24 protein-coding genes are annotated in these 21060 nt (G+C 67.7%); 1 reads left to right on the top strand and 23 read right to left on the bottom strand.

What is annotated here, in order from left to right:
• Nucleotides 1-4: 4 nt before the first annotated feature.
• Genes ACBJ59_RS56880 through ACBJ59_RS56910 form a run of 7 tightly spaced genes read right to left on the bottom strand, consistent with a single transcriptional unit; the run spans nt 5 to nt 8129 of the window.
• Nucleotides 5-967 carry an N-acetylmuramoyl-L-alanine amidase gene (locus ACBJ59_RS56880; protein WP_375118326.1) on the bottom strand — a complete coding sequence of 321 codons (963 nt, stop codon included), beginning with the start codon at nt 965-967 and terminating at the stop codon, nt 5-7.
• 29 nt (nt 968-996) lie between these two features.
• Nucleotides 997-1335: a hypothetical protein gene (locus ACBJ59_RS56885; protein WP_375118327.1), complete on the bottom strand. Its 339-nt coding sequence runs from the start codon at nt 1333-1335 to the stop codon at nt 997-999.
• Entirely contained in the window at nt 1332-1985 is a 654-nt protein-coding gene (locus ACBJ59_RS56890; protein ID WP_375118328.1) for a hypothetical protein, read from the bottom strand. Before ACBJ59_RS56890 ends, ACBJ59_RS56885 begins: the two co-directional genes overlap by 4 nt.
• On the bottom strand, nt 1982-4792 hold the full coding sequence (locus tag ACBJ59_RS56895; protein WP_375118329.1) for a hypothetical protein: 2811 nt from the start codon (nt 4790-4792) through the stop codon (nt 1982-1984). Before ACBJ59_RS56895 ends, ACBJ59_RS56890 begins: the two co-directional genes overlap by 4 nt.
• Nucleotides 4770-4934, bottom strand: coding sequence for a hypothetical protein (locus ACBJ59_RS56900; RefSeq protein WP_375118330.1), 165 nt, complete (start codon nt 4932-4934; stop codon nt 4770-4772). The genes ACBJ59_RS56895 and ACBJ59_RS56900 overlap by 23 nt, the downstream gene beginning before the upstream one ends.
• A complete protein-coding gene (locus tag ACBJ59_RS56905) occupies nt 4934-5407 on the bottom strand; it encodes a hypothetical protein (protein ID WP_375118331.1) in 474 nt (157 codons plus the stop codon). The genes ACBJ59_RS56900 and ACBJ59_RS56905 overlap by 1 nt, the downstream gene beginning before the upstream one ends.
• A 4-nt stretch (nt 5408-5411) precedes the next feature.
• Complete coding sequence (locus ACBJ59_RS56910; RefSeq protein ID WP_375118332.1) at nt 5412-8129, bottom strand: hypothetical protein; 2718 nt, start codon at nt 8127-8129, stop codon at nt 5412-5414.
• Nucleotides 8130-8346: 217 nt separating this feature from the next.
• Here ACBJ59_RS56910 and ACBJ59_RS56915 point away from each other — a divergent pair, with 217 nt between their 5' ends.
• Complete coding sequence (locus ACBJ59_RS56915; protein WP_375118333.1) at nt 8347-9300, top strand: hypothetical protein; 954 nt, start codon at nt 8347-8349, stop codon at nt 9298-9300.
• Between the two features lie 157 nt (nt 9301-9457).
• Here ACBJ59_RS56915 and ACBJ59_RS56920 read toward each other — a convergent pair whose 3' ends face one another.
• From ACBJ59_RS56920 to ACBJ59_RS56995, 16 genes are all read right to left on the bottom strand, one after another.
• Nucleotides 9458-10327, bottom strand: coding sequence for a hypothetical protein (locus ACBJ59_RS56920; RefSeq protein ID WP_375118334.1), 870 nt, complete (start codon nt 10325-10327; stop codon nt 9458-9460).
• Nucleotide 10328: 1 nt separating this feature from the next.
• Nucleotides 10329-12701, bottom strand: coding sequence for a hypothetical protein (locus tag ACBJ59_RS56925; RefSeq protein ID WP_375118335.1), 2373 nt, complete (start codon nt 12699-12701; stop codon nt 10329-10331).
• A 69-nt stretch (nt 12702-12770) separates the two neighbouring features.
• Nucleotides 12771-12908, bottom strand: coding sequence for a hypothetical protein (locus ACBJ59_RS56930; protein WP_375118336.1), 138 nt, complete (start codon nt 12906-12908; stop codon nt 12771-12773).
• 35 nt (nt 12909-12943) lie between these two features.
• A complete protein-coding gene (locus tag ACBJ59_RS56935; RefSeq protein ID WP_375118337.1) occupies nt 12944-13462 on the bottom strand; it encodes a hypothetical protein in 519 nt (172 codons plus the stop codon).
• Nucleotides 13459-13935 carry a phage tail tube protein gene (locus tag ACBJ59_RS56940; protein ID WP_375118338.1) on the bottom strand — a complete coding sequence of 159 codons (477 nt, stop codon included), beginning with the start codon at nt 13933-13935 and terminating at the stop codon, nt 13459-13461. The genes ACBJ59_RS56935 and ACBJ59_RS56940 overlap by 4 nt, the downstream gene beginning before the upstream one ends.
• Nucleotides 13936-14004: 69 nt before the next feature.
• On the bottom strand, nt 14005-14451 hold the full coding sequence (locus ACBJ59_RS56945) for a minor capsid protein (protein ID WP_375118339.1): 447 nt from the start codon (nt 14449-14451) through the stop codon (nt 14005-14007).
• Entirely contained in the window at nt 14448-14801 is a 354-nt protein-coding gene (locus ACBJ59_RS56950; protein ID WP_375118340.1) for a hypothetical protein, read from the bottom strand. Before ACBJ59_RS56950 ends, ACBJ59_RS56945 begins: the two co-directional genes overlap by 4 nt.
• Nucleotides 14801-15112: a hypothetical protein gene (locus tag ACBJ59_RS56955; RefSeq protein ID WP_375118341.1), complete on the bottom strand. Its 312-nt coding sequence runs from the start codon at nt 15110-15112 to the stop codon at nt 14801-14803. The genes ACBJ59_RS56950 and ACBJ59_RS56955 overlap by 1 nt, the downstream gene beginning before the upstream one ends.
• On the bottom strand, nt 15109-15498 hold the full coding sequence (locus ACBJ59_RS56960) for a hypothetical protein (protein WP_375118342.1): 390 nt from the start codon (nt 15496-15498) through the stop codon (nt 15109-15111). Before ACBJ59_RS56960 ends, ACBJ59_RS56955 begins: the two co-directional genes overlap by 4 nt.
• Nucleotides 15499-15500: 2 nt before the next feature.
• Nucleotides 15501-15842 carry a hypothetical protein gene (locus tag ACBJ59_RS56965; RefSeq protein WP_375118343.1) on the bottom strand — a complete coding sequence of 114 codons (342 nt, stop codon included), beginning with the start codon at nt 15840-15842 and terminating at the stop codon, nt 15501-15503.
• Nucleotides 15829-16113, bottom strand: a complete 285-nt coding sequence (locus tag ACBJ59_RS56970) for a hypothetical protein (protein WP_375118344.1) — start codon at nt 16111-16113, stop codon at nt 15829-15831. Before ACBJ59_RS56970 ends, ACBJ59_RS56965 begins: the two co-directional genes overlap by 14 nt.
• Complete coding sequence (locus ACBJ59_RS56975) at nt 16110-16325, bottom strand: hypothetical protein (RefSeq protein ID WP_375118345.1); 216 nt, start codon at nt 16323-16325, stop codon at nt 16110-16112. The genes ACBJ59_RS56970 and ACBJ59_RS56975 overlap by 4 nt, the downstream gene beginning before the upstream one ends.
• Nucleotides 16322-17266, bottom strand: a complete 945-nt coding sequence (locus tag ACBJ59_RS56980) for a P22 phage major capsid protein family protein (RefSeq protein ID WP_375118346.1) — start codon at nt 17264-17266, stop codon at nt 16322-16324. Before ACBJ59_RS56980 ends, ACBJ59_RS56975 begins: the two co-directional genes overlap by 4 nt.
• Nucleotides 17267-17316: 50 nt before the next feature.
• On the bottom strand, nt 17317-18078 hold the full coding sequence (locus tag ACBJ59_RS56985) for a hypothetical protein (protein ID WP_375118347.1): 762 nt from the start codon (nt 18076-18078) through the stop codon (nt 17317-17319).
• A 76-nt stretch (nt 18079-18154) separates the two neighbouring features.
• Complete coding sequence (locus ACBJ59_RS56990; RefSeq protein ID WP_375118348.1) at nt 18155-19477, bottom strand: phage minor capsid protein; 1323 nt, start codon at nt 19475-19477, stop codon at nt 18155-18157.
• Nucleotides 19477-21051: a phage portal protein gene (locus tag ACBJ59_RS56995; protein WP_375118349.1), complete on the bottom strand. Its 1575-nt coding sequence runs from the start codon at nt 21049-21051 to the stop codon at nt 19477-19479. The genes ACBJ59_RS56990 and ACBJ59_RS56995 overlap by 1 nt, the downstream gene beginning before the upstream one ends.
• Nucleotides 21052-21060 lie beyond the last annotated feature (9 nt).

The raw sequence follows: 21060 nt of genomic DNA on the forward strand, positions 1-21060 counted from the left end.
GCTATTAACGGTCGAACATCGAGATCTTGGCCATCGACACCTTCTCGACGACCGCCGCAGCGTCGGTCGAATTGATGATCCGGAGACGGAGCTGGTTCTTGGTGTTGAGCGCGAACTGGCCGCCCACGCTGGACTCGACACGACCGTTGATGTCGGCGCGGAAGGACAGCCGCCAGGCGTCGTCCTCGAACTCCTTGCCGTCGCGGGAGTACCGCGACCAGGCCACGTCGATCTCCGTGCCCGGCTTCAGGCCACGGATCTTGACCAGGCCGTCCACGATGCACCAGCGGCTCGCCTTGGCCATGACGGCGACTCCGTCCGCGCTGTGGCCGGGCGGGTCGTCGGTGTACTCGGTGTGCCAACGCACCGCCAGCTCGCCGCCGACTGGGACCGCCTGGTCCTCTCCGGCACCCAGAGAGATCACCTCGGGCACGTCTTCCTCCTGCTCGATCGGGGTTCCGGGATCCTTGATCAGCGCGGCGACGCGCGACCGGAACGAGGTCATGTTGACGGAGTGGGGGTCGGGCTTGGCCATGTTGACCTCCCGGTGCGCCTTGACCCGCGAGGCCGGCAAGCCGAACTCCCGGCACAGCTCTGCGCACAACGCTTCATAGGCGTCGATCTGCACGTCAGGCCACGGCGTGCGGCCGTCGTTCTCGGCTTCGATGCCGATCGACGTGCTGTTCATGTGGTGGGAACTGGTGCTCGGCGCGTTGTGCCAGCACCGCCCGGCCGCGACAACCCAGATTCGGCCGGTGTGCTGCAGCCAGAAGTGGCTGAGCGGCCCCGCCAGGCCCGGCCGACCGTTCACGACGACGTGACGGTCATTCCATCCGGCGGTGTGATGGCACACCACGCCCTGCACGGACGGCTGCGGTCCGTGCCCACGGGACTTCCACCCGCCCACCTCCGTCACAGGGAAGCCCGTCTTGCGGGCAACGTCGGCTAGCTGCGTAAGCCACGGCATGTCAGTTGTCCCCCTTGGTCGTCGATTGGTCAGCCGCGCGTGAGCTGGATCAGCGCGATCACGGCGCCAGCCACGGTCACGAGCAGGCCGACGACGGCGATGATCTGCTTGGTCCGGTCGGCGAGCTGCGTGCGCGTCACGGCCTCCCGCTCAACGGCGTCAAGGCGTGCCTCCATCGCTGCATCCCGGGTCTCGGCGGCGGCGCGGTCCTGCTCGACCCGCTGCGCCAACTTCGCGTGCTGATCGTTCACCTGTTCCAACTGCTGCAGAAGGAGGGCGATCTGACCGTTGACCTGGGCAAATCCGACCTCAAGGAGTCGCCGTACCTCCGCCAATGCAAGTGCCAGGTTGGGCGTCTCCTCACTCACACCACACCACCCGCCACGGGCTGCATCCCCATGAACGCCGTCGCCGGCTTGGAGAAGAAGTCCGCCTGGCGGCCGGTCCGGCGCTGCCACTTCACCGCCATGCGCCGCGAGTCCACACGAATCGGGTCCAGCTTGGCCGCGCGGATCGGGTCAAGCGGATGCGGCGGGGCGACACGGGCGGAACCGACGAAAAGGAGCGCGGCCTGACGGTCGGCAGCGGGTGCGTTGTCGAACTGGACGCGGTGCCGCTTGACCGCGTCGATTCTGGCGAGGTGCGCCTGCAGCCGCTCGGCGTCCGGTACGCCGGGCGTCCAGCACGTCGGCAACCCCCGTATCTCGTCGAGCAGCTTCGAGGCGGCCGGGTCAAGCTGCACCAGCGGGTCATCCTCGTTCGGCAGGTACGGCTCGTGCAGGATCACGTCGAGGATCGTGTCGAGGTCCTCTGGGTCGATGCCGTACTCGGCCGCGCGCCACTCCAGCGTCGAGTGGGGGAAGGTGTGCAGGACCCGGCCGCCGTCCGGCCGGACCGTGGCCACGCCCCACAACGGTTCGGCCCCCATCGGGTTGCGACGGGCCACGTCCTGCTTGACGAAATGTATGGGGCTGTAGCCCAGCTCGGCGTCCCACACGCTCCAGACTTCTGCCATCATGCTTCCCCGTCGTGTCGGAATGACCACCAATAGATCGCCTTGCCGGAGCGCACGCCGCCACCCTCGCCCCAGGAGATGGTGAACGAGGTCTGGGTGCTGGCCTCGATGCACCAGTAGAAGTTCGGATCCAGGCTCGGGTTCGACGTCATAGCGCCGTCGCGCAGCACCGCGACCGGGCCCATGTTGCCCTGCATAGTCGGCCCGTAGTTGATCACGATGCCGGACCATCCAGAGCTGGCGATCCGGCTACCGGAGTGGACGCCCCACGTGCTCACGGCGAACGCGCTGTCCCACCACTTGCCGTAGTGCGTCGTCCGGCCCGACCCGTCGAACCACATGTACTGGTTGTCCGATGTGTCGTTGTCGTAGCCGATCCGCGAGTAGTCCTCGGCGCTCTCCAGGAATCCGCCGTTAGCGGAGGCGGCAGACGGGGTCAGCACCTCCAGCTTCGTCCACCCGGCTGCCAGCGTGAAGAACGTCCGCGCCGTCTGCCCGCCGTTGGTACCGCTGGTGATGCGGAACGTGGCCTCGCCGGCGAAGTCGTCATCCGAGGTCCACAACCGGCTGTAGTTGCTGGTGCCGTCCGGGTAGAACCGGATGTCCAGCGTCGTCGGGTCAATGACGATGCGCTGCCCCGTCGCCGCGGTGCGGAGCACGCTGCCGGTGATCGTCTTACCAGTGATCGCGTCGGCGGCGATCTTCGCTGCAGTGATCGCATTCGCTGCGATCTTGTCAGCCGTGATCGCGTTGGCGCTGACGTGCCCGGCCTGAATCGACCCCGCTGCGATCTTGTCCGCCGTGATGGCGTTGGCGGCGATCTTGTCGGCCTCGATCGCCAGTGCCCGGATCAGGCGGCCGGTGATGGAGTCAGCGGTGATCTTCGCATCGCCGGGAATCGTGCCGTCGATGATGTGCGCGGCACCGTCGATGATGTTGCCGATCAGGTCCGTGTCCACCAGCGGCTTCGTCGCCACTGTGACGTGAGTGGAGGCCGCCGACTCGTTGCCCGACCGGTCAATACTGGTCAGCCAGATTTCCCGATCAGCGTTGTACGGCTGACCCGGGATCACCTCCGTTCCAGCCCCCGTCAGGTACCCCACCCGCATGCCCTGATCGGCCGGATTAAGCGGGTCCTTCATCCACACGTGGACGCGGTCAAGGTCGATCGGCATCGCCTCACCGGCGCTGCCGAGCCCGTTCCACTCCACATGGATCACGCCCAGCCGCGACGCCACCACAGGCGTCGAAGGCACCGGCGGCGGCGTCGCGTCGTCCGGGATCAACACCACGAACTGGTCGGAGAACACGCCCTTGACGCCGTTGTTCAACGCCCGCACTTTGAACGCGTACTCCCAGCCGACCACCAGCGGCGACACCGTCGTCTGCAGGTCGCCGGACGCGGTCTGCCCCACCAGGAGCCAGAACTGGCCAGCCTCGTTGCGGCGGGCGTACACCTCGTACCCGTCCGGGTCCAGCGCGACCCCGTTGACGTCGGCGTTCACCGCACCCCACGTGACCGTGGCCTGGCCCTGGGCGTAGCCGTGCTGGTCCAGGTACGCCAACGCCTCCACGATCAGCCCCTGCGGGGCGGCCGGTACCCGGCCGTCACTGTCCGGGGCCGGGTCGCTGCCCGAACCACCCGACGACACCCCGCCGTCGAGGATGCCCTGAGACTGGCGGGCCAGCCGGATCTCGCGCTCCAGAAAACGATCGTTGAGGACGACGTTGCCGCCGATCTGACCGTCCGATTCCACCGACAGAGTGATCTGCCGCAGCCGAAGCGATTGCATCGCCCCGCCGTCACCCGGCGCGAGCAGGTAGTCCCCCGGCTGATAGTGCTCGAACGGCAACCACCGCGCCGCGTCGAACATCAGGCCACGAGTGACCTGCACCCGCTCACGCGCGACCCGTTCCAACGCGTTCCGGCCCAGCAGCGTCGCGGTACCGCTGTCAGACACCCCGCCCTGCGACTGGTAAGTCTCCCAGCGGCCCCACGGCGCGGTCGCGGACGGGTTGGTCACCTCCACCGACAGGCCGGACTCGCCGCCGATCAGGATGGCCGACGCCGCGTCCGCCAGCGTGCCCGTGTCCGGGGCCTCGGTGATGTCGCGGCCAAGCCGCAGGTCAACCGGCGACGCACCAGACGCCCGGTCAGCGCCCAGCACCGTGTCCGGGTTGAACACCTGCAGCTCGCGGCCCTGCATCCGCCAGTCGATGACGCCCTGCTCGCCCAGGTTGATCAGGACCGCGAGCAGGTCCTTGCCAGGCTCAATCGCCAACGTCAGCGTCTTCGACCACGGGGCGCCCCCGCTGTCGTGGCTGGTGGAGAAGTCGAATGCCAGGGCGGGCAGCGCGCCCCGCGCCTTCCCCTCCTGGATGAACGTCGCCAGGATTGCCCCAGGGCTGACGGCGTTGAACGGCCGCTTGCCGTCCACCATCGCGCTATTCGGGTACAGCACGACCTTCCGCAACTGCCACGCCCAGCCGGGACAGTCGTACGACCTGGCCGCGGCCCGGTCCGTGCTGTCCCCGCCCCGCTTGATCCTCAAGAACCGCGCGTTCGGCGGCTCCTCCCACGCGCCGCCGTCCGCCGCGTACTCCACCGCAACCTCGCAGTGCCCCGCGATGAGGGCCGCGTTCAGCCCGCCGGTCGGATAGGTCACTTTGAGACTGGGCACGTCGTTCAGTGGGGTCCCCAGCTCGAACCCGCTGTGCTGCGGCAACACCCCCAGCCGATCGCCGTTCGGCGCGTGAGCTACCAGCCGTAGCGCGAACTTCGCGGGCTCACCTGGGATGATCACCTGCACCGCTGGCCCCCCTCAATTCGTTTATCTCGTCGCGCTGCTGGTCCACCGCCGCCGACAGCACGGCGTTCTCGTACAGCAGTTCCTCCATGCGGCGGCGCAGGACGGCGATGATCCGTAGAGGCTCCACCACCAGGTCCTCCATCAGGCGCCCGCTTGCAGGAGCGCCCGCTGCTGCTCCAGTCGCACGGTCGCGGCCTTCACCGGATCGATCCGCACGTGCGACCTCAGCGAGTCGAGCACGTCGGCCGCCTTCCGCGCGGCCGACGTACGAGCCTTCGGTACGGCTGTCGCGACGATCGCGTGGTCGCGCTTGCACCGCTCGACCCGCTCCAGCACGTCGGCGCGTGCCTGCTCGGCGCTGACGTGCCATGGACTCGTCTCGGGCAGGTTCGGCTCGTAGATGGGATGGACGGCGCGGTGCATCAGCACGTCGATCGCCTCATCCGTCGAGGCCAGCCCGCACGCCACGGCGGTGGACTCGATCGCCACCTTCGGCAGGAACACCCCGACCGTGACGCCATCGGCGGCCCGGGTCAGCGTGATCTCCCACGCCTCGATCCGCCCGGACTCGTCAGCCGTGTCGGTCACCTCCGTGACCTGCCATTCGTCCGGCACCGCGTCACCTCCAGGCCCAGATGTGGAACGTCCGCGCCGGCGGCGAAGTCCCGGCGGACGGATCGAAGAAGAACAGGTCGCTATTGGTGCGGCTGAAGAGTTGCATGGTCGTGGTCTGCTCGGCCGTGAACGTGACCTTCGGCACGGTCGGGAAGGAGAAGCCGAGAGCCACCTGGTAGTAGGTGGCGCCCCTGGACACCGACACCGACAGCATGATCAAGCCGGAGTCGTTGGCGTACAGCCACGTGCCCCGGTGGAACGTCCCGGACTGGTCGAACACGAGGAGTTGGTCCTGCTGCGTCGGATGCAGCCACCCGATCGACGCCTGCCCCTCGACCGCCGACACCGCGCCGCCGCGCTGCTCACCGTTCGACGGGTTCAGGATCGCTGCCTGCCAGAAGCCGGCCGCGTGGGTGAGGCGGCACATCGCGGTGCTCGCCTGGTTGGTGCCCGACTCCATGACCAGCGTCGCCTCCCCGGTGAAGCGGGAGCCGTCGCTGTAGATGCGCGACTGGTTGGTCCCGCTGCCGGGGATGAACCGGATCTCCGGTGCCGCCGCGCCTGCGGGGTTGACCACGATCCGCGCACCGGTCACTCCTGATGCGAGCTGGCCCACGATGGACACGGCGCCGGTTGCCGCCGAGATGCTGGCGGTCTGCTGCCCGGAGCCGTTGAAGGCCACCAGGCCCGAGCTGTTGAGCTCGACTCGCGCCCCGGACGCGCTGCCCGCGACGACCCGCGTGGACAACGTGAGCACCGCGGCGAGAGCGTCGGCCACCACCGCGCCCGCCGTGATGTGCTCGGCCTCGACCGACCCGGCCGCCAGCTTGTCGGCGGTGACCGCGTTCGCGGCCAACGCGCCCGTCGTGATCGACTCGTTCGCGGCGTCGCCCTGAACGAGCTGCACCGCGGCGATCGTCGCCGATGCGGACGGGGCAGACTCGTTGCCGGACCTGTCGATGGACGTGAACCGGAACTGCCGGTCCGCACCGTACGGCAGGCCCGGGACGAGGATCGCCCCGGCCTCGCCCAGCACGCCGACCTCCGACCACCCAGGCGCGAGCGGGTCCTGCATCCACACGCGGACGTGCAGGAAGTCCGGCGGCATCGGCGCCGCACCGACGCCCAGCCCGTTCCACGTGACCCGGACGACGCCGAGACGCGTGGAGAGCTGCGGGACGGTCGGCACCGGCGGCGCTTCGTCGTCGTCAGGGATCGTCACCGCCACGTCGGGCGAGAACGGCCCGACCTTGCCGAGGTTGACCGCCCGGACCTTGAAGACGTACGACCCGCCGATGACGAGCGGCGAGTACGTCGCCGTGGTGTCGCCAGCCGGGGTCGAGGTGACGAAGAACCACGGCGCGCCGGTCTCGTTGATCCGCATGAACAGCTCGTAGCCGCCCACAGTCAGCGCGACCCCGCCGACGTCGGAGGTGACCGCGCCCCACGAGACCGTCACCTGCCCGTGCGGCAGGCCATGCTCGTCGATGTATGGGAGCGGATTCACGATCAGCCCGGCCGGAGCCGCCGGCGTGCGCGGCTCGGGCGCTTCCGGGCTCGGTTGCGCCCCTGACCCTCCATCAGCCGCCGAACCACCGACAATCCCGGCCGTTCGCCTGGCCAGCCGGATGTCCCGCTCAAGGAACCGGTCATGCAGCACCAGCGACCCGCCGAGCACGCCTGTCGAGGTACGCGCCAACGTCACCTGCCGGACCCGCAGCGGCTCCAGCGCCCCGCCGTCCGCGGGCGCGAGCACCCGGTCACCGGGCTGGTAATCCTTCAGCGGCAACCAGCGTGCGCCGTACAAGACGATGCCCCGCGTCCGCTGCACCCGCTCGGCGCCGGCGCGCTCGAGCGCGGACTGCGCGAGGATCGTCGCAGTCCCCTCGTCGGAGACGCCGCCCGCGCCGACGTATTGCTCCCACCGCCCCCATGGCTGCGCCGCGGCGGGGTTGGTGAACGTCTTGATCAGTCCGTTGTCTCCGACGAGCAGCACCGATGACGCCAGGTCCTCCAAGGTCCCGTCGTCCGGAGCCTCTGCGATGTCGCGGCCATACCGCAGGTCCACCGGGGCGGCGCCGGTCGCCAGGTCATCGTTCAGCGTGTCGGGGTTGAACACCTGGAGGGTGCGGCCGGACATGCGGAAGTCGCACACGCCCTGCTCGGCCAGATTCTGCAGCGCTGTCAGCGCGTCCATGCCGGGCTGGTAGTAGATGTTGATGACCTTGTCCCAGGCGTGGCCTGCGCTGTCACTCGTCGGGGAGAAGTCCCAGTCCAGGCCGGGTACGGCTTCGCGTCCTGGGGCCTTGGTCTCGGCGATGAACGTCTGCAGGATCGCCCCCGCCGTCGAGCTGAGGAACGGCCTCTTGCCGTCCACCAGCGGCGTCACGCCGGGATGGAGCACGATCTTGCGGAGCATCCACACGAAGCCGGGCAGCTCGAACCTGGCCAGCCCAGTACGGTCGGAGCCGTCACCGCGGCGCTTGATGCGCAAGAACCGCGAGTTCAGCGCCTCGGTCCAAACGGAGCCGTCCGTGCTCCACTCGACAGCGATCTCACATGGCTGGTCGAGCAGGGCTGCACCGGTCGCCATGGTGGTGTAGCTGAGCTTCAGCGACGGCACGTCGTTGAGCGGCCAGCCGGCCTCGACCGACAGCGGATGTGGAAGAACACCGAGCCGATCTCCGAATGGGGCGTAGACAACTAACCGAAGATCGAACACCGGCCCCCTCGCCCGCCACTAATTCAGCCGTGTTCACCTAAACCCGGCCCCTATCGGTCTAGTTCTCACGAGGGAGGCCATCTCCGCGTACGCTAAGTAACAGCAGGGCACATCGACACAGAATTACTCCCTAGCCATAATGCGGAATTACGTCGGCCCAAAACAAAGGATTTGGCTTAGCTATACATCAGCCAACGAGTCTCCTGCGCTTCGCCTGATGCGCAGCAGACTTCACAAGCAGGGATTAACCATGGAATCATCTCACCAGTTGCTCGCCAGCGTCCGACAGCTTCTGAACAACCTCGATCCCTACATTGGTCGTTACCTGGAGCCACTACCTGAAGAATTCGACTACATCGAGCTACACCTTTCACGTGCCCCCGAGAAAGATGCCTTTACTCATATACGGGCACTCGATGAAGGCGTCCGCGAGCTGGCGGAGTACGGCATCAAGTACGCCAAGAACAACCACGTCCGCTTAAACGAGATACTACGCGAAATACACATACGGGTATCTGTATTGCTGTATCTAGTCGGCGCGCTAGATCGCAGTGATCAGAAAGCATCGCGCCATCCGGTAGACACATCCAGGCCAACACCGACACCAGTACCGGAAAACTCTATTGAGGGTCAGTTTTTACAGGCACTAAGAGAAATCTCGCTTCCTCGGGCTATCGATATCCCCATGCCCACCCCAATGATATTGTACGTCAAAGACGGTGACCCTTTAGCAATCCAGCAAGCAATGATCGACCTAGCAGAGGAATATGGGGAGGCCGAATATTTTCCACCCTTGAAAGGGTCATTCTTCCAGCGCTTTCGAATCTGGACTCGGAGTCAAAGCGCACAAGAGCTTAGCGACGCAATGCGCGTAGCCGCCCAACTCCCCTTACAGCAACAGCAGGCGAACAATAACGTTGTACATGCAGAGGCAGCAAGCAAGCTGATCGCCGCCCTCGACAACACAGATACAGCATGCGGTCTCGTTGGCTCTATGCTAGTGATCAAATTTAACGGCGTACTTAATTTTCGCACCTTAACCAATCGTGAGATAATCTACCTCACAAAGCATCCTGGCCTGATACGGGATCCCGCAAGCATGCAAGTCGCGCTCGAGGCGTTGCCGATCGGAGACGACGAGCTCTGTGAAGGATGTCGCGGTGAATCTTGATCGCCTCCCTTCACATTCCCCTCATCGATCTCCATGGCACTCCGCGCGGTCGCATCATGATCCCGGCCGTGTGGCCGCCGGAGCTCGACGCCGATGACGTCGATCTGCTCGTGCAACCGCTGGTGGCCGCCGTCGAGCAGAGCCGCGCGCGGGCCGGTCAGAGGTAGGCGCGGCGGGCCCTGATCTCCACCTTGGAGGAGGCGTCCGTGCTCGTCGCCGAGGTAGAGACCAGCACCGCGCGGGAGAACGGATCAGCGACGGCGACGGACGGCGTCAGGTGCAACCACCTGAACTGCGAGCCAGGACCAATCGCGTCAATCTCCCCGGTCACGTCATCCCCTGCAGTCAGGTCCCAGGTGTCGGAGGTGACGACTGCGGCCTGCATCCGGCCGCAGTCGATCAGCAGTCTTTCCCCCGCCAGGAGACCGCCCGGACGGAGCACCCAGCCGCCCGTGGCGACGTCCCCGATGGACGGCTGCACGGCTGGGCCGGTGAAGCGCAGCAGCGCGTCCACGATCGGCCCGGTCGCGCCCGCGAGCGGGGTTACGGCCTGGGCGAGCTCGTTGGGTGCGCCTGCCCAGGTGGATTCGGCTTCGTCCCGCCAGAGCACGCCTGGCACCTCGACCACGGCTGTGATGCGGGCGGTCGCGGCGCCGGTGTTGACTTCTGGTTCGCTGGTGGCGGTGATTGTCACGTCGGCGATGCGGACGAGCGAGCCGGCCTGGTACCGCAGCTTCATCAGCCGATGCCGCGTGCCGAGGAGCGCGCTCAACGCCTCCAGGTTCCTTTCCATCTGCTCGTAGCCGCCGTCCGCCCCCGAAGGGGTGGCCGACGTGACCTTGAGCGTCAGGCCGAACGTCGTGGCCTCCAGGTCGAGCCCGACGACTGGGATGTCCCCGTGCCGGCCCGGCACGCTGACCTTCACGGCCCGCGCGCCGGGCAAGGGCCTGCGCTGTGTCCCCTTCTTGGTTCGCCAGCAGCCGGCCGGGTGGTCCAGCGGCACGCCGTCGAGTGAGTAGCTCGGCACCTCAGATCACTCCCATCGCGCCGACGTACTGCAGGCTGCGGTTCACGCTTACGCTCGTGGGTTCGGCCTGCGGGTAGTGGTTCGTCACGTTGACCACCGTCCGCGACAAGGCGCGTCCGCCGCCCATCCCATCCGGGACGGTCACACCAGGCACCGACATGTCGGGCATCGCCGTCCGTGTCGCGAGCGTGGCCACCTTCTTCAAGGAGGACATGACGACCCCACGGGATCTATCCACGCCGAGCGACATGCCCTGCATCATGAAGGCGCCGATCTGGGCAAACACTCTCGACGGTGACTTGATGCCGAGGGCGTCCTTGGCGCTCTTGACGATGTTGGAAAAGAAGTTCCGGACGTTGTTGTACAGGCCGCTGGCCAGCGACTGGAGCTTGTTCCAGAAGCCTGACACGACGTCCTGGGCGATGCCCGCCATGGTCGGGCCTATGGACGACACCGCGTTTTTGATCTTGCCGGGCAGCGCGGAGAACCAGCCGATCAACTTCGTGCCGATCCACGTGCCGATGGCGTTGACCATGTCCGGGATGATCGAATTGCCGACGAGGATGTTGTACATCCAGCGGAAGATCGCGACGCCGGCCTCGATGGCGGGCTTGATCTGCGCGACGATCTGGGCCACCTTGGCGCCCATCTGCACGAAGGCGACGCCGAGTTGAGTCACGATCGGGATGACGGGGACGACCGCAGGCAGGATGTCCTTGATCGCCATAACCAGCAAATCGGTCAAAAGCGGAATAAGCGGATTGACAGCATTGATCAGTTCGACAAAGGCAGGAACTAGCCCATTCAGCAACGAAGGGATCAATTGCAGGATCGGCGGCAGCACGGATTGCACGATTGCGCCCGCTATCTGCCCGAAAGCTGCATAAATGGGCTGCATGGCGGGCCCGAGCTGGGCGAAGGCAGACGAGATGGACGCCAGGGCGGGCTGTAGGGCGCTCGACAAGGCGGCAATAACAGGACCGAGCGCAGCCGAGAGATTACTCAGCGCAATACCGAGGACCTGGCCCAGGATGCCCGCTAGTTGCGCTACCACAGGTAGCAGCGGGGCGACCGCAGCCAAGGCCGCGGAGAGCCCCTGCCCGAGCATGAGCAGCCCGGACTGCAGCTCGGGTGATGCGAACGCCTGTGCGAGCATGCTCGCGACCATGGTCAACCCAGGACCCAGGGCGGCCAGAGCCGGCCCGAGCGCCGAGACCGCGGCAGCCAGCCCGGGACCCAGCGCGGTCGCGATTGCGCCGATGTGCGGCGCGATCTGCGCCAGCGCGCCTCCAAGCGCCCGAAAGATCGGCATCAAGGCGCTGCCGACCTGCGACAACGCCGTGAAGATCGCGACGAGCGCCTGCTGGCCCTGCGCGCTCACCAAGAACGCGTTGAGCTGATCAAGGAGCTGGCCGACCACTCCCAGCGCCCCGGACCCGCCGGAGGACATCGCCGAGAAGATCGACTTGACGATGCCGATCACGTCACCGCCGACCTGGCCGAGCTGCTTGAAGACGTCCAGCGCGCCCTGCATCCAGCTAAGTGCGCTACCGCTGTTAGCTGCGGTGGATAGGAACTCTCCGAACTTCTGGGCCGCCGAAGCGATACCGGGGGTCAGCCCGGCCGAGAAGGACGCACCCACCACGGCGATGTCGCGGAAGCCGGCCAGCACGGGTTGGATCGCGGGCTGCAGGGCAGCGACCGCCGAACGCAGCGAGCCAAAGATGCTCGTTGTCGCTGACACCGTCGCTGACGAGGAGGCGAACCGCGCCACCTCGCCACCCGCCAGACCGAACTCCCTGGCCACGCCCTGCATGCCGGACCGGAGCGGCCCAACCACAGCGTCCGCGACGGCCTGGATCTGCCCGGCCAGCGGCGCGAAGAAGGCGTCCTGGACGGCGGACCGAAGCCCGTCGATCGCGGGCTTGACGGAGTGCAGCTCGCGCGCGGCGGCCTGCGCCGCAGGTGAGAGCCCCTGCAGGCTCTCCTCGAACTTCTTCGGGTCATCCCCCAGCGCTGCGGAGAAGGCGTCTCCTACGCCAGCCAGGGCGATCTTGAGCGTAGCCAGCGCCGCCTGCCCGAGCGCGATTGCGCCCGGCAGAGCAGCGACGATGCCCGCTGCTGGGGCCAGGGCCGCGACCAGACCGACCGCGCCCTGCGCAGTCGCCGCCATTGTGGCCGCCATCGAGGACATCTGGAGCGCCGTAGCAGTGGCCTTGGCACCCATCGAGCCGGCCGACTTGGCGAGCTTGCCCACGTCGATGTCGAGCTTCTTCGCGGCGTCACGCATGAAGGCCATGAACCGGTTGACCTTGCTCGTGCCCCGGTCCTTCACGTCAATGGTCGCGAAGAGTTCGCCAACGTTCAGCGCCACGGTTTCACCTCCTGTGGGTCTCGAACGGGGTGAAGCCAGCGGCCGGAAGCTGCGCGAGGACGCGCTGCCTCAATGCCGCCCCTCGCCGGGGTCCAGCGCGCGGGCCAGCCGCGAGTCACACGTCAGCAGCCCGTGCACCCGCGTCCGCAGCCACCGCCACGAGCGGGCGCGCAGCACGCCAGGTTCGCCGAGGTCAAGGCCGTACACCTCGTGCAGGTCCGGCTCGACGAGCGCCCAGCGCGTCAGGATGTCGTGCCACGAGACGGTGCGGCCTTTCGAGACCGAGAGGCCGTCGTCCGGTTCGTAGTAGTCGCGGAGCCCCGAGATCGGGTCGAGGTCGCCGCCGCCGCTGTCGCTCGGCGGGTCGCCCGGTTCGGGGCCGGGGCTTCCCCCGCGCCACCCGAGGCCCAGATCTTCGCGGCGGCTTCCTTACCGGCTGCGACCCACACCAGCGCGGTCGCGCCGACGTGCTGGATGCGGGGCCACTTCACCTTGTCGGCGCGCAGCTCGTCCCAGACCGGCCCGAGGATGCGCTGGTACAGGTCGCGCTCCTCGTCGTCGGACAGGACGACCTCGGCCAGCTCGTTGAGCTTGGGGTCGTCCACCGTCTCGCCCTGCTCGGCCTGGAGGCTGGCGTGCATGAGCCGCTGGCACAGTAGGCCGACCTCGGCGTCGGGGGCGGGAATGACGTAGGTCTTTCCGCCCACGGGCAGCCGCAGGGTGTCGTCGAAGAACTCGTCGAGGTCCTGGAATTCGGTCACGGGGTGGCCACCGGGTTCTCGATCTCGACCGGGGCGCCCTGGCCCAGCAGGGTGAACGAGAACGGCTCCAGGTCGGTCACGCTGCCGCCCTTGACGAACTCGCTCACGGTGCAGACGCCCTCGTAGGCGTCGGGGGCGCCGTCCCGGCGGTACCACCTGACCTTGATGTTTGCCTCGAAGCCGACCTTGCGGGCCGCCCGCCGGATCGCCTCCTGGCCCGGGTCGGCGGTGAACACCGCGGCGTCGGTCCGCTTGCGGCGGCCCTCGGCCTCGATCTGCCAGGTCCGGCCGGTCACGACCGAGCTGCCCCAGCCCTCCTCGTCGTCGAAGTCCGAGTCCTCCTCGGTGTTGTCGTCGGTCGTCTCCTGGAAGCTGGTGAGGCCCCGCACGGGGAGCCAGGTCGGGTTCTCCGGGTCGGAACCGGTCCCGACGTCGAGCTTCCAGTCCTTAGCGAGCAGGCTTCGCAGCGCCATGATCACTCCTATAAATGGGCACGTCAAAGCGCCGATTGCGGTAGCGCAATCGGCAGAGAGAAGATGAGGTCACCCGTCGCGATGCGGCGACGGCCGGTGAACCATCAGGTCGAAGGAGTCGGCCCGCTCCCATCGGCCGCTGGAGTCGCGGCCGAGCGGGGCGATCAGCGTGCGGCGCGCGAGCAGCACGAGCACGCCCGTTGAAAGCGTGTAATTGGCCAGGCCGTGGATCGCGTCGAACACGCCGTCCGCGAGGTCGTCCACGACCCGAGGGTCCGTCTTGGCGCGGAACCGGGCCTGCATCTGCACGCTGGAGTCCGGCTGCTCAACGTCGTCGCCAGCTTGGCCCACGCCGTACACGGCGAGCGCAATCGCGGTGTCCGGCTTGGCCGGTAGACCGCCGATCGTGAGCGCTGTCTGGCTGTCGGTGTAGATGCCGTGCGGGTTCCACGTGGCCACGCCAGCCTCGCTCAACAGGACCGCGAACCCGGTCAGAAGGTCACGCGTCCAGCTCATTTGAAGACCTGCTGGAGTTGCCGGGCGAGCATCAGCTTGACCGTCTCGGCCTCTTCCTGAAGCGCGAGCTCCAGGAACTTCGCCGTGCGGCCGGGCTTGTGCTGGTAGTCGAGGTTCTCGTGCTGAATCCGCGCGTACGGGGTGTCGTACGAGATGACGCCGACCAGGTCCTCCCGGTCAACGACAGTCGCGCCAGACCGCTCCAGGTCCCCCACGTCGTGCGGCACCCGCTGGTTGGACACCGACAGCACATGCTCGGTCGCGAGACGCAGGCCGCGCGCAGCCGCACGCCGAACCTCAGCGGTGATCTCCTCGCCACTGATCTTTGGATCCCACGTGCGCTTCGCCATCAGCGGCATACCACCTCAACATGATCCGGCGTCGGCAATCCGCCGCCGTCGCGGGAGAAAGACGTGATGACGGTGGTCTGCCGCCCGTTGACGGTGACCCTGCTGCCCTCCGGGCAGGTGGTGCCCGGGGGGAAGAACACGGTGGTGTCGGAGACGGTCTCGGCGCCCTGCGCATCACGCACTAGGCGCCGCTCGTCGTCAACAAGGCAGCGGGACTCGACAGGCGGCCCGAACACCGGGCCGTACGCCCCGTCCCCCTGGAACGGTTCGATGATCGCCCTGTGACGCAGCAGCCACTCGGGCAGCATCACCACACGCTCCCGTCGAGGATGTAGCCTGGCAGCAGCCCCGCCCGCTGCAGGATCGACGACGCGTCCGGGGAGTACCGGGCGGGCGGCGCATCTCCAGAGCCGCCGCGGTCCAGCCGGACCGAACCGATGCTGACGGACTTGAAGGCTGCCGCCACGCCGAACTCATCGCCCACGGCGATCGTGTACGCGACTTGCGCACACGTCGCCCGCTTCATCGCCTCGACGTCCTCCGGCCGCGTCGGCATGCCGGCGTCGTTGGTCGGGTAGATCGAGGCGAACAGCATCTCGTCGATGCGATCAGACGCACGCTCCAACCGCCGGTCGATGTCGTCGGGCGCGGCTTGGCCGCTGTATGCCGTGAAGTCGGCAGCGGTTGCGTACGCCATGGCTACACCGGCTGTTCGAGCACGCCGACCGTGAGGCCGGCCGGGGCCGCGTAGTCGATGTACACCTTGCCGTTCTCCTGCCGGTACACCGCGCTGAACGGCGGCAGCAGCACGCTGTCGTTGGCCGGGATGGTGACCGGCAGGTCCTCCACCTCCTGGCCCTCGACCGTCGCCGGGATCTGCACGGTCACCGTCGCGGGCGCGCCGTTGCTGTTCTTGATCAGCAGCATGCGCCGGTCGGTGTGGTCGAAGGCGTTGCCGTCCACGTTGGCCACGACCAGGCCGACGCCGAGCGCCACGCCGATGCGCGGCATGGGCCGGACGGCCAGATCAGTCCTCGCCATCGTCGCCCTCCCCGAATTCCTCGATAAGAGCGGCCTTCGACAGCGACTTGGCGTCGCTCTCGGACATGCCGCAGGCGACCGCGTACTCGACCCACGCGGCCTTGTTGTCGTGCTCGGACGGGCGGGCCAGCCCGGCCGAAGCCGGGCCGGGCGCGTCGGCGCGGTCGGGCCCGCCGATGATCTGCCAGTTGTCCAACATGTCCAGGCAGGGGTCTCGCTGTTCGAGCGGGACCACCTGCCCGGTGTTGGAGTTGCGGTAGACGAACGTCACACGCCCTCCCAGTACGTGCCGTGCGCGATCCGCTCGGCCACGCGCTCGGCCTCGGGCTTCGTCGCGAAGGCGGGCGTCTGAACGCTGGACAGGTAGGTGCCCTGGTAGAAGCTCACCTCGACGCACCACTTGCTGTCGGGAGCGGTCTGGATCCTCATGATGCTGACCGACGAGAGCGGGATGATGACGTCGCCGAAACGGGCCCAGGTCACGCCGCGACTCCGTGGATCAGCACGGCGCGGTTGGGGTCGAGAGTCTTGACGCCGTAGAGGCAGTCCACTGAGACCACGTCCTGCTTGGCCTTGATGTCGTAGTCCATGACCACCCTGACGCCGAAGCCCTTGTAGCTCTCCACGGCCGCGTTAGCTGCGCCCTGCGGGAGGACCAGGGGCCTGGTGACCAAGGCAAAGGCCGTCTTGTGGAAGGCCACACCGATCTCGGTGTTGGGCGCACCGGTCGCGGGCGGGGGCGTGGTCGGCGGGGCCACGATGTTCTGCGTCTGGAAGGCATCGTGACCGAACACGCGCCTACCAAGCGAAGCCTCGCGGAGACCGTCCGTGTCGCCCCTTGTGTCCGCCTGGTGGAACAGCGGGTCCGACAGCCAGAGCGCCTCGATCTCCGGGCCGACGACCAGGTACCGGTCCGCAGCCGGGACGTTTCTCTGGTTCAGCACGCGCCTGGCGTCGATTGCCGTCTTCGGGTCGGAGTACTCGTGGATCACCTTGCCGGGGACGCCCGGCACCGTCGCGTCGGTCACGCCCACACGCTGCACGATGTCGTTGCGCAGGCTCAGGATGTCCCGGTCGATCTTCTGAGAGATCGCCTCCATCGCCGGGTTGAGGAGCTGCGTGCCGAAGTCCTCGATCTCCAACGTGAGCTCCTCCGCCGTCACGGCAAAGGACACGTCGGCGAAGTGGTTCAGCGTGATCGGCACGCTGCCCTCGGACGCGTTCTGGATCTGGATGCCCTGCGCCCGGTCGAACTCGTTCGCCTGGAACACTGCGGGCTTCCGCACTGAGATCGTGTCGCCCACGCGGGACACGAACTCCTGCTCATAGTCGCGGTGAACGAGCTGCGCCATGACACAGGTCTCGTAGAGCGTGGCCAGCGCCGCCTTGGCGATGATGCTGGGGGTCAGAAAAGTGTTAGCCATTCGGGCCTTTCACCTCTTCAGGAAGCTAATTGCGGTTCCGCAATCAGCAGCTAGGACGAGGCGCGCTTCTTACGCCTGGCGCGGAACTCGTCGATGGAGGGCTCGGAATTCACGGGTCGCCCACCAGGCCCGCCGGTGAACTCGCCTCCCGAGCGCGCGGGCGGCCCCGCCTGGGTGGCCGCCTTGAACTTGGGGTTGTTCTCCACCGCCGTCTGGATGGTCTCGGCCAGGCTGGTGGAGAAGTCGTCGGCGTCCGGGTCCATGTCCCGGACCGCCTTCAAGAACGACCTGCTGTCGAGCAGGGCGTCCGGGTCTGCGCCGACCTTCTGGCTGGCGCGGTGGACCGCAAGCTCGATCAGGGCGCGGCGGTGCCGTTCCCTCTCCGAGTCGCGCTCCTTAGCCGTGGTGTCCCGCTCGGCCGTCAGCGTCTCGATCACCTTCTGCGGGTCGATCGGCTTCTCCTCCTCAGACACCAGGCCCAAGGCCTTAGCGATCTGCTGGGCGAAGTCCGTCTTGACCTTCTCGGTGATCTCCTCGGGAGACGGCCCCTGCTTGGCGGTCGCCTCGTCGGCGGCCTTCTGCGCGTCCTTCAGCTTGGACCGCCAGTCGGCCGCCTCCGTGCGGGTGTCCTTGATGAGCTTCTGCGCCCACGGGGGGAGCTGGTCCACGCGCTTGGCGTCGGGGTTGACGGCGGTGTCGTCGGCCGCCGGCTCGGGCGGCGTGACCTCGGCCCCAGCCGGAGGGTTCTGCTCCTCCTGCTGCGGCTGGCCTTCGCCGGTTCCATCGGTGGTCGGCACAGTGTTTTCAGGCATGACGAGATCGCCCTCCTGGAGCGTGTCGTCGGAACATGGGAAGGGCCCGCGCCCGGCGGGCCCGTGGAAGGCGCGTCTATGCGCCCGAGCTGGTTTCTTCGGCCTTGGCCGCGGTCTCGTCGCGACGCTTCGTCTCCTGCTCAAGCCGGGCCAACGCCTGCTCGTCGTGAACGAACTTGCTAGCCAGGTCGGCGAGTTGCTTGTCGGTCAGCTTCCCCAGGTCCGCGGGCGGAGCATCGGCCTTCTCCCGGTCGTTCTTGCGCCGCAGCCCTGTCTCCTTCGTCAGGCCCTTGAGCTGCTGCTGGTAGCCGGCCGTCTTGGCGTTCGCCTTCGCGCGGGCGTCGTCGTCGAGCGCGACCGCCGCGCGGCGCTTGTTCTCCCGGATCTTCCGCTCCAGGTAGCGCTGCCGCTGCGAGTCCTCGTAGCTGGTCTTCGACTGCACGACGGGCGCCGGCCTCGACACGCCCGGCAGGTAGGCGTTGAGCGAGTGTCCGCAGTTCGGGTGTAGCAGCCCCGCCAGCCGGGCGTCCGCGACAGTCCCGGCGACCTGCACGAACACCTGCACGCCCGTGGCCGGGTTCTCTTCCACGCGCGTCCCCGCCGCCCCGGACAGGGCAAGCACCTCGCCCTCCCAGCGGGAGCACCGGTCGCACGTGTACGGCAGCCGCGACACGCTGACCAGGTTGATTCCGGCATCGCGCAACGTGGACAGGTGCCCGTCCACCGCCGCTCGCGCGACAGCCGTCCGCATGGCCATCTCGGTGTAGCTGGCCATGCTCCAGGTCCGAGGCGGATCGGCCGAGTCGGTGAACCCCTTGATGCCTTCCGCCGTGAATCGGTCGAGCGCTCGCTGCGCGGCCTCCCGCCGGGTCTCCGCGCCGATCAGCGCTCGGCTGGCCGTCTCGGCGATGACGTTGCGGTAGATGCCTTCCACCGCGCGCAGCGCCCCCTCATGCACCGACGTGACCATGCGGATGCTCTGCGCGGCCAGCTCGGCAACGCCCTGGCCTGCGTCGATACCCCGACTCGCGCCGAGGTTCTTCGCGTCCTGCAGCACCCGCTCCAGCCGCTTGCGGACCTTTCGGTCGTGGACCTGCAGCACGGCACCGCGCACCGCGGCGTCCATGCCTTCCGCCCACGTGTCCAGCACCGCCGCCTGCGCAGCAGCCTTCGCGGCCGACTCCAGACGACGGACGATCGACTCCGCTTCCTTGCGGAGCTGGGCCACCTCGGCGAGCCGCTTGTCCGCCCAGTCGTCGCCGTCGTCGTTGTCGAGGTCCTTGCCGACACGCGCGGCGATGCGTTCCAGCAGGGCTATCTCAGCGTCGGCGTACATGGCGGCGACCTTCCGCGCCTGCTCCAGACCCTCCTCGATCGCGGCGGCTGGAGTGATCGCCATCAGTCCTCGCCGGTCGCGTCAGGAATCCACGTCTCGCCCAGCGTCGCCGGATCCGGCACGTTCAGCCCCAGCTCGTCACGCAGCCGCTTCTTCTCGGCTTCGACTTGGACGTCATCCCAGTCGGGGTGTACCCACCTGATCTTCGTGTCGAGGCTGACGGCTTGCGCCCTGTTCAGCATGTCCAGGGTGCGGCCCATCGACTCCGGGTCCGGCATGACGCCGTCCGGCCACTCAACCACCGCGCGCTCAGCGACAACCTTCGTGCCGAACACCGCGTGATCGACGGCCAGCATCGCCTCCGACAACCCGGCCAAGCGCGGTGTCCAGTAGCCGATCTTCCGGCCCCGCGTACTGTACGACCGGTGCTTCTGCATGTGGATCTCAGTGGCGGTACGGGCCTGCCCGTCGCCAGCTTCACCGAAGCTCTGCACGGAGTACCCGGCGCCGCGCACGATCTGCTCCACCAGGTGCTTTGACGTCTCCGCGTGCTCCTGCACTCGGATGGAGAACTGCGACAGGGTGATCATGCTGCCGGGGTTCTGGGGAGACGGCAGCATGCCGCCCAGCGGGCTGTAAATTTCCCGGTCTGGGTCCCACGACGCGGCCTGCCCGCGGCCAGCCGTTGTCAGGTACACCTCCGGCACGATGATTCTGGCCTTACCGAGCCGCAGGTCCCGCATCCAGCTCGTCCAGGTCTCATCCAGCGAGTCCATCAACGGCTCAACGCCCGCATAATCCGAGCGGCCGATCGCCGTGCCCCGGATCAGGCGGTGCGGCCTCATGTTCGGGATGTACTCGACCAGCAGGCCACGCTCGTACCCGCTGTCGAACCCGCCGTCCTCGTCCACCAGCGGCGCGAACTCCTCGGTCGCCGGGTGATCCTCCAACGGCATCTGCTTGCCCAGGTGGTCCTCATCGCCCAGGTACAAGCCGTGGTAGACGCGGCCCTTCTCGTGCTTCTCCAGGTGCCGCCACACCTCGCCCGACCGGTCGTCCTCGTACACGACCCGCCAGAACGTGACCGCCTTGAGCCGGCCGTTGTGGAACTCGGGCACGGCGGCGTCCGGCGGCAGCGCATCCACGACCGGATGGTCAGCCATCGTCGTGTCCCAGCCCACCCTGAGGTAGACGCCGCCGTACGCGGCGGCCAGCTCAGCGGCCTCCAGCAGGCTGCCGTACACGCCGGCCTCGTGCAGCACCGAATCGAGCCGCTGCTGTCCCTTCTTGCCCTTCAGCTTGAGCGTCGGCGGCTCGCTGAACAGCAGGTCAGCCGAGGTGGCGGCGATGTCGGCGGCGAGCGGAACGTGAAGCTTCGTCGCCCGTGACTGCGCGGCCGGTGTCGGCGTGCCCCAGAAGTATCGGACCATCCGGCCGAGATATCCGCCCGCGCGGCTGATCGGCCTGTCCCACCCCTTCGGGTCCATCCCCACCGCCGGCGTTGCCCGGTTGCCGCCGTACACCTGCGCCAGCTTGTCCGGGTCACCGGCGTACCAGGCGCCGTGCGTGTCGTAGAGCCGCATCTCCTGTCGGATCGCTGGCGGCGGCCACTCCTGATTACGCTCGGGAAGCGGCATCGGCCACCC

This window comes from Nonomuraea sp. MTCD27, from assembly GCF_041950495.1.
In the GTDB taxonomy this organism is placed as follows: Bacteria; Actinomycetota; Actinomycetes; order Streptosporangiales; family Streptosporangiaceae; genus Nonomuraea.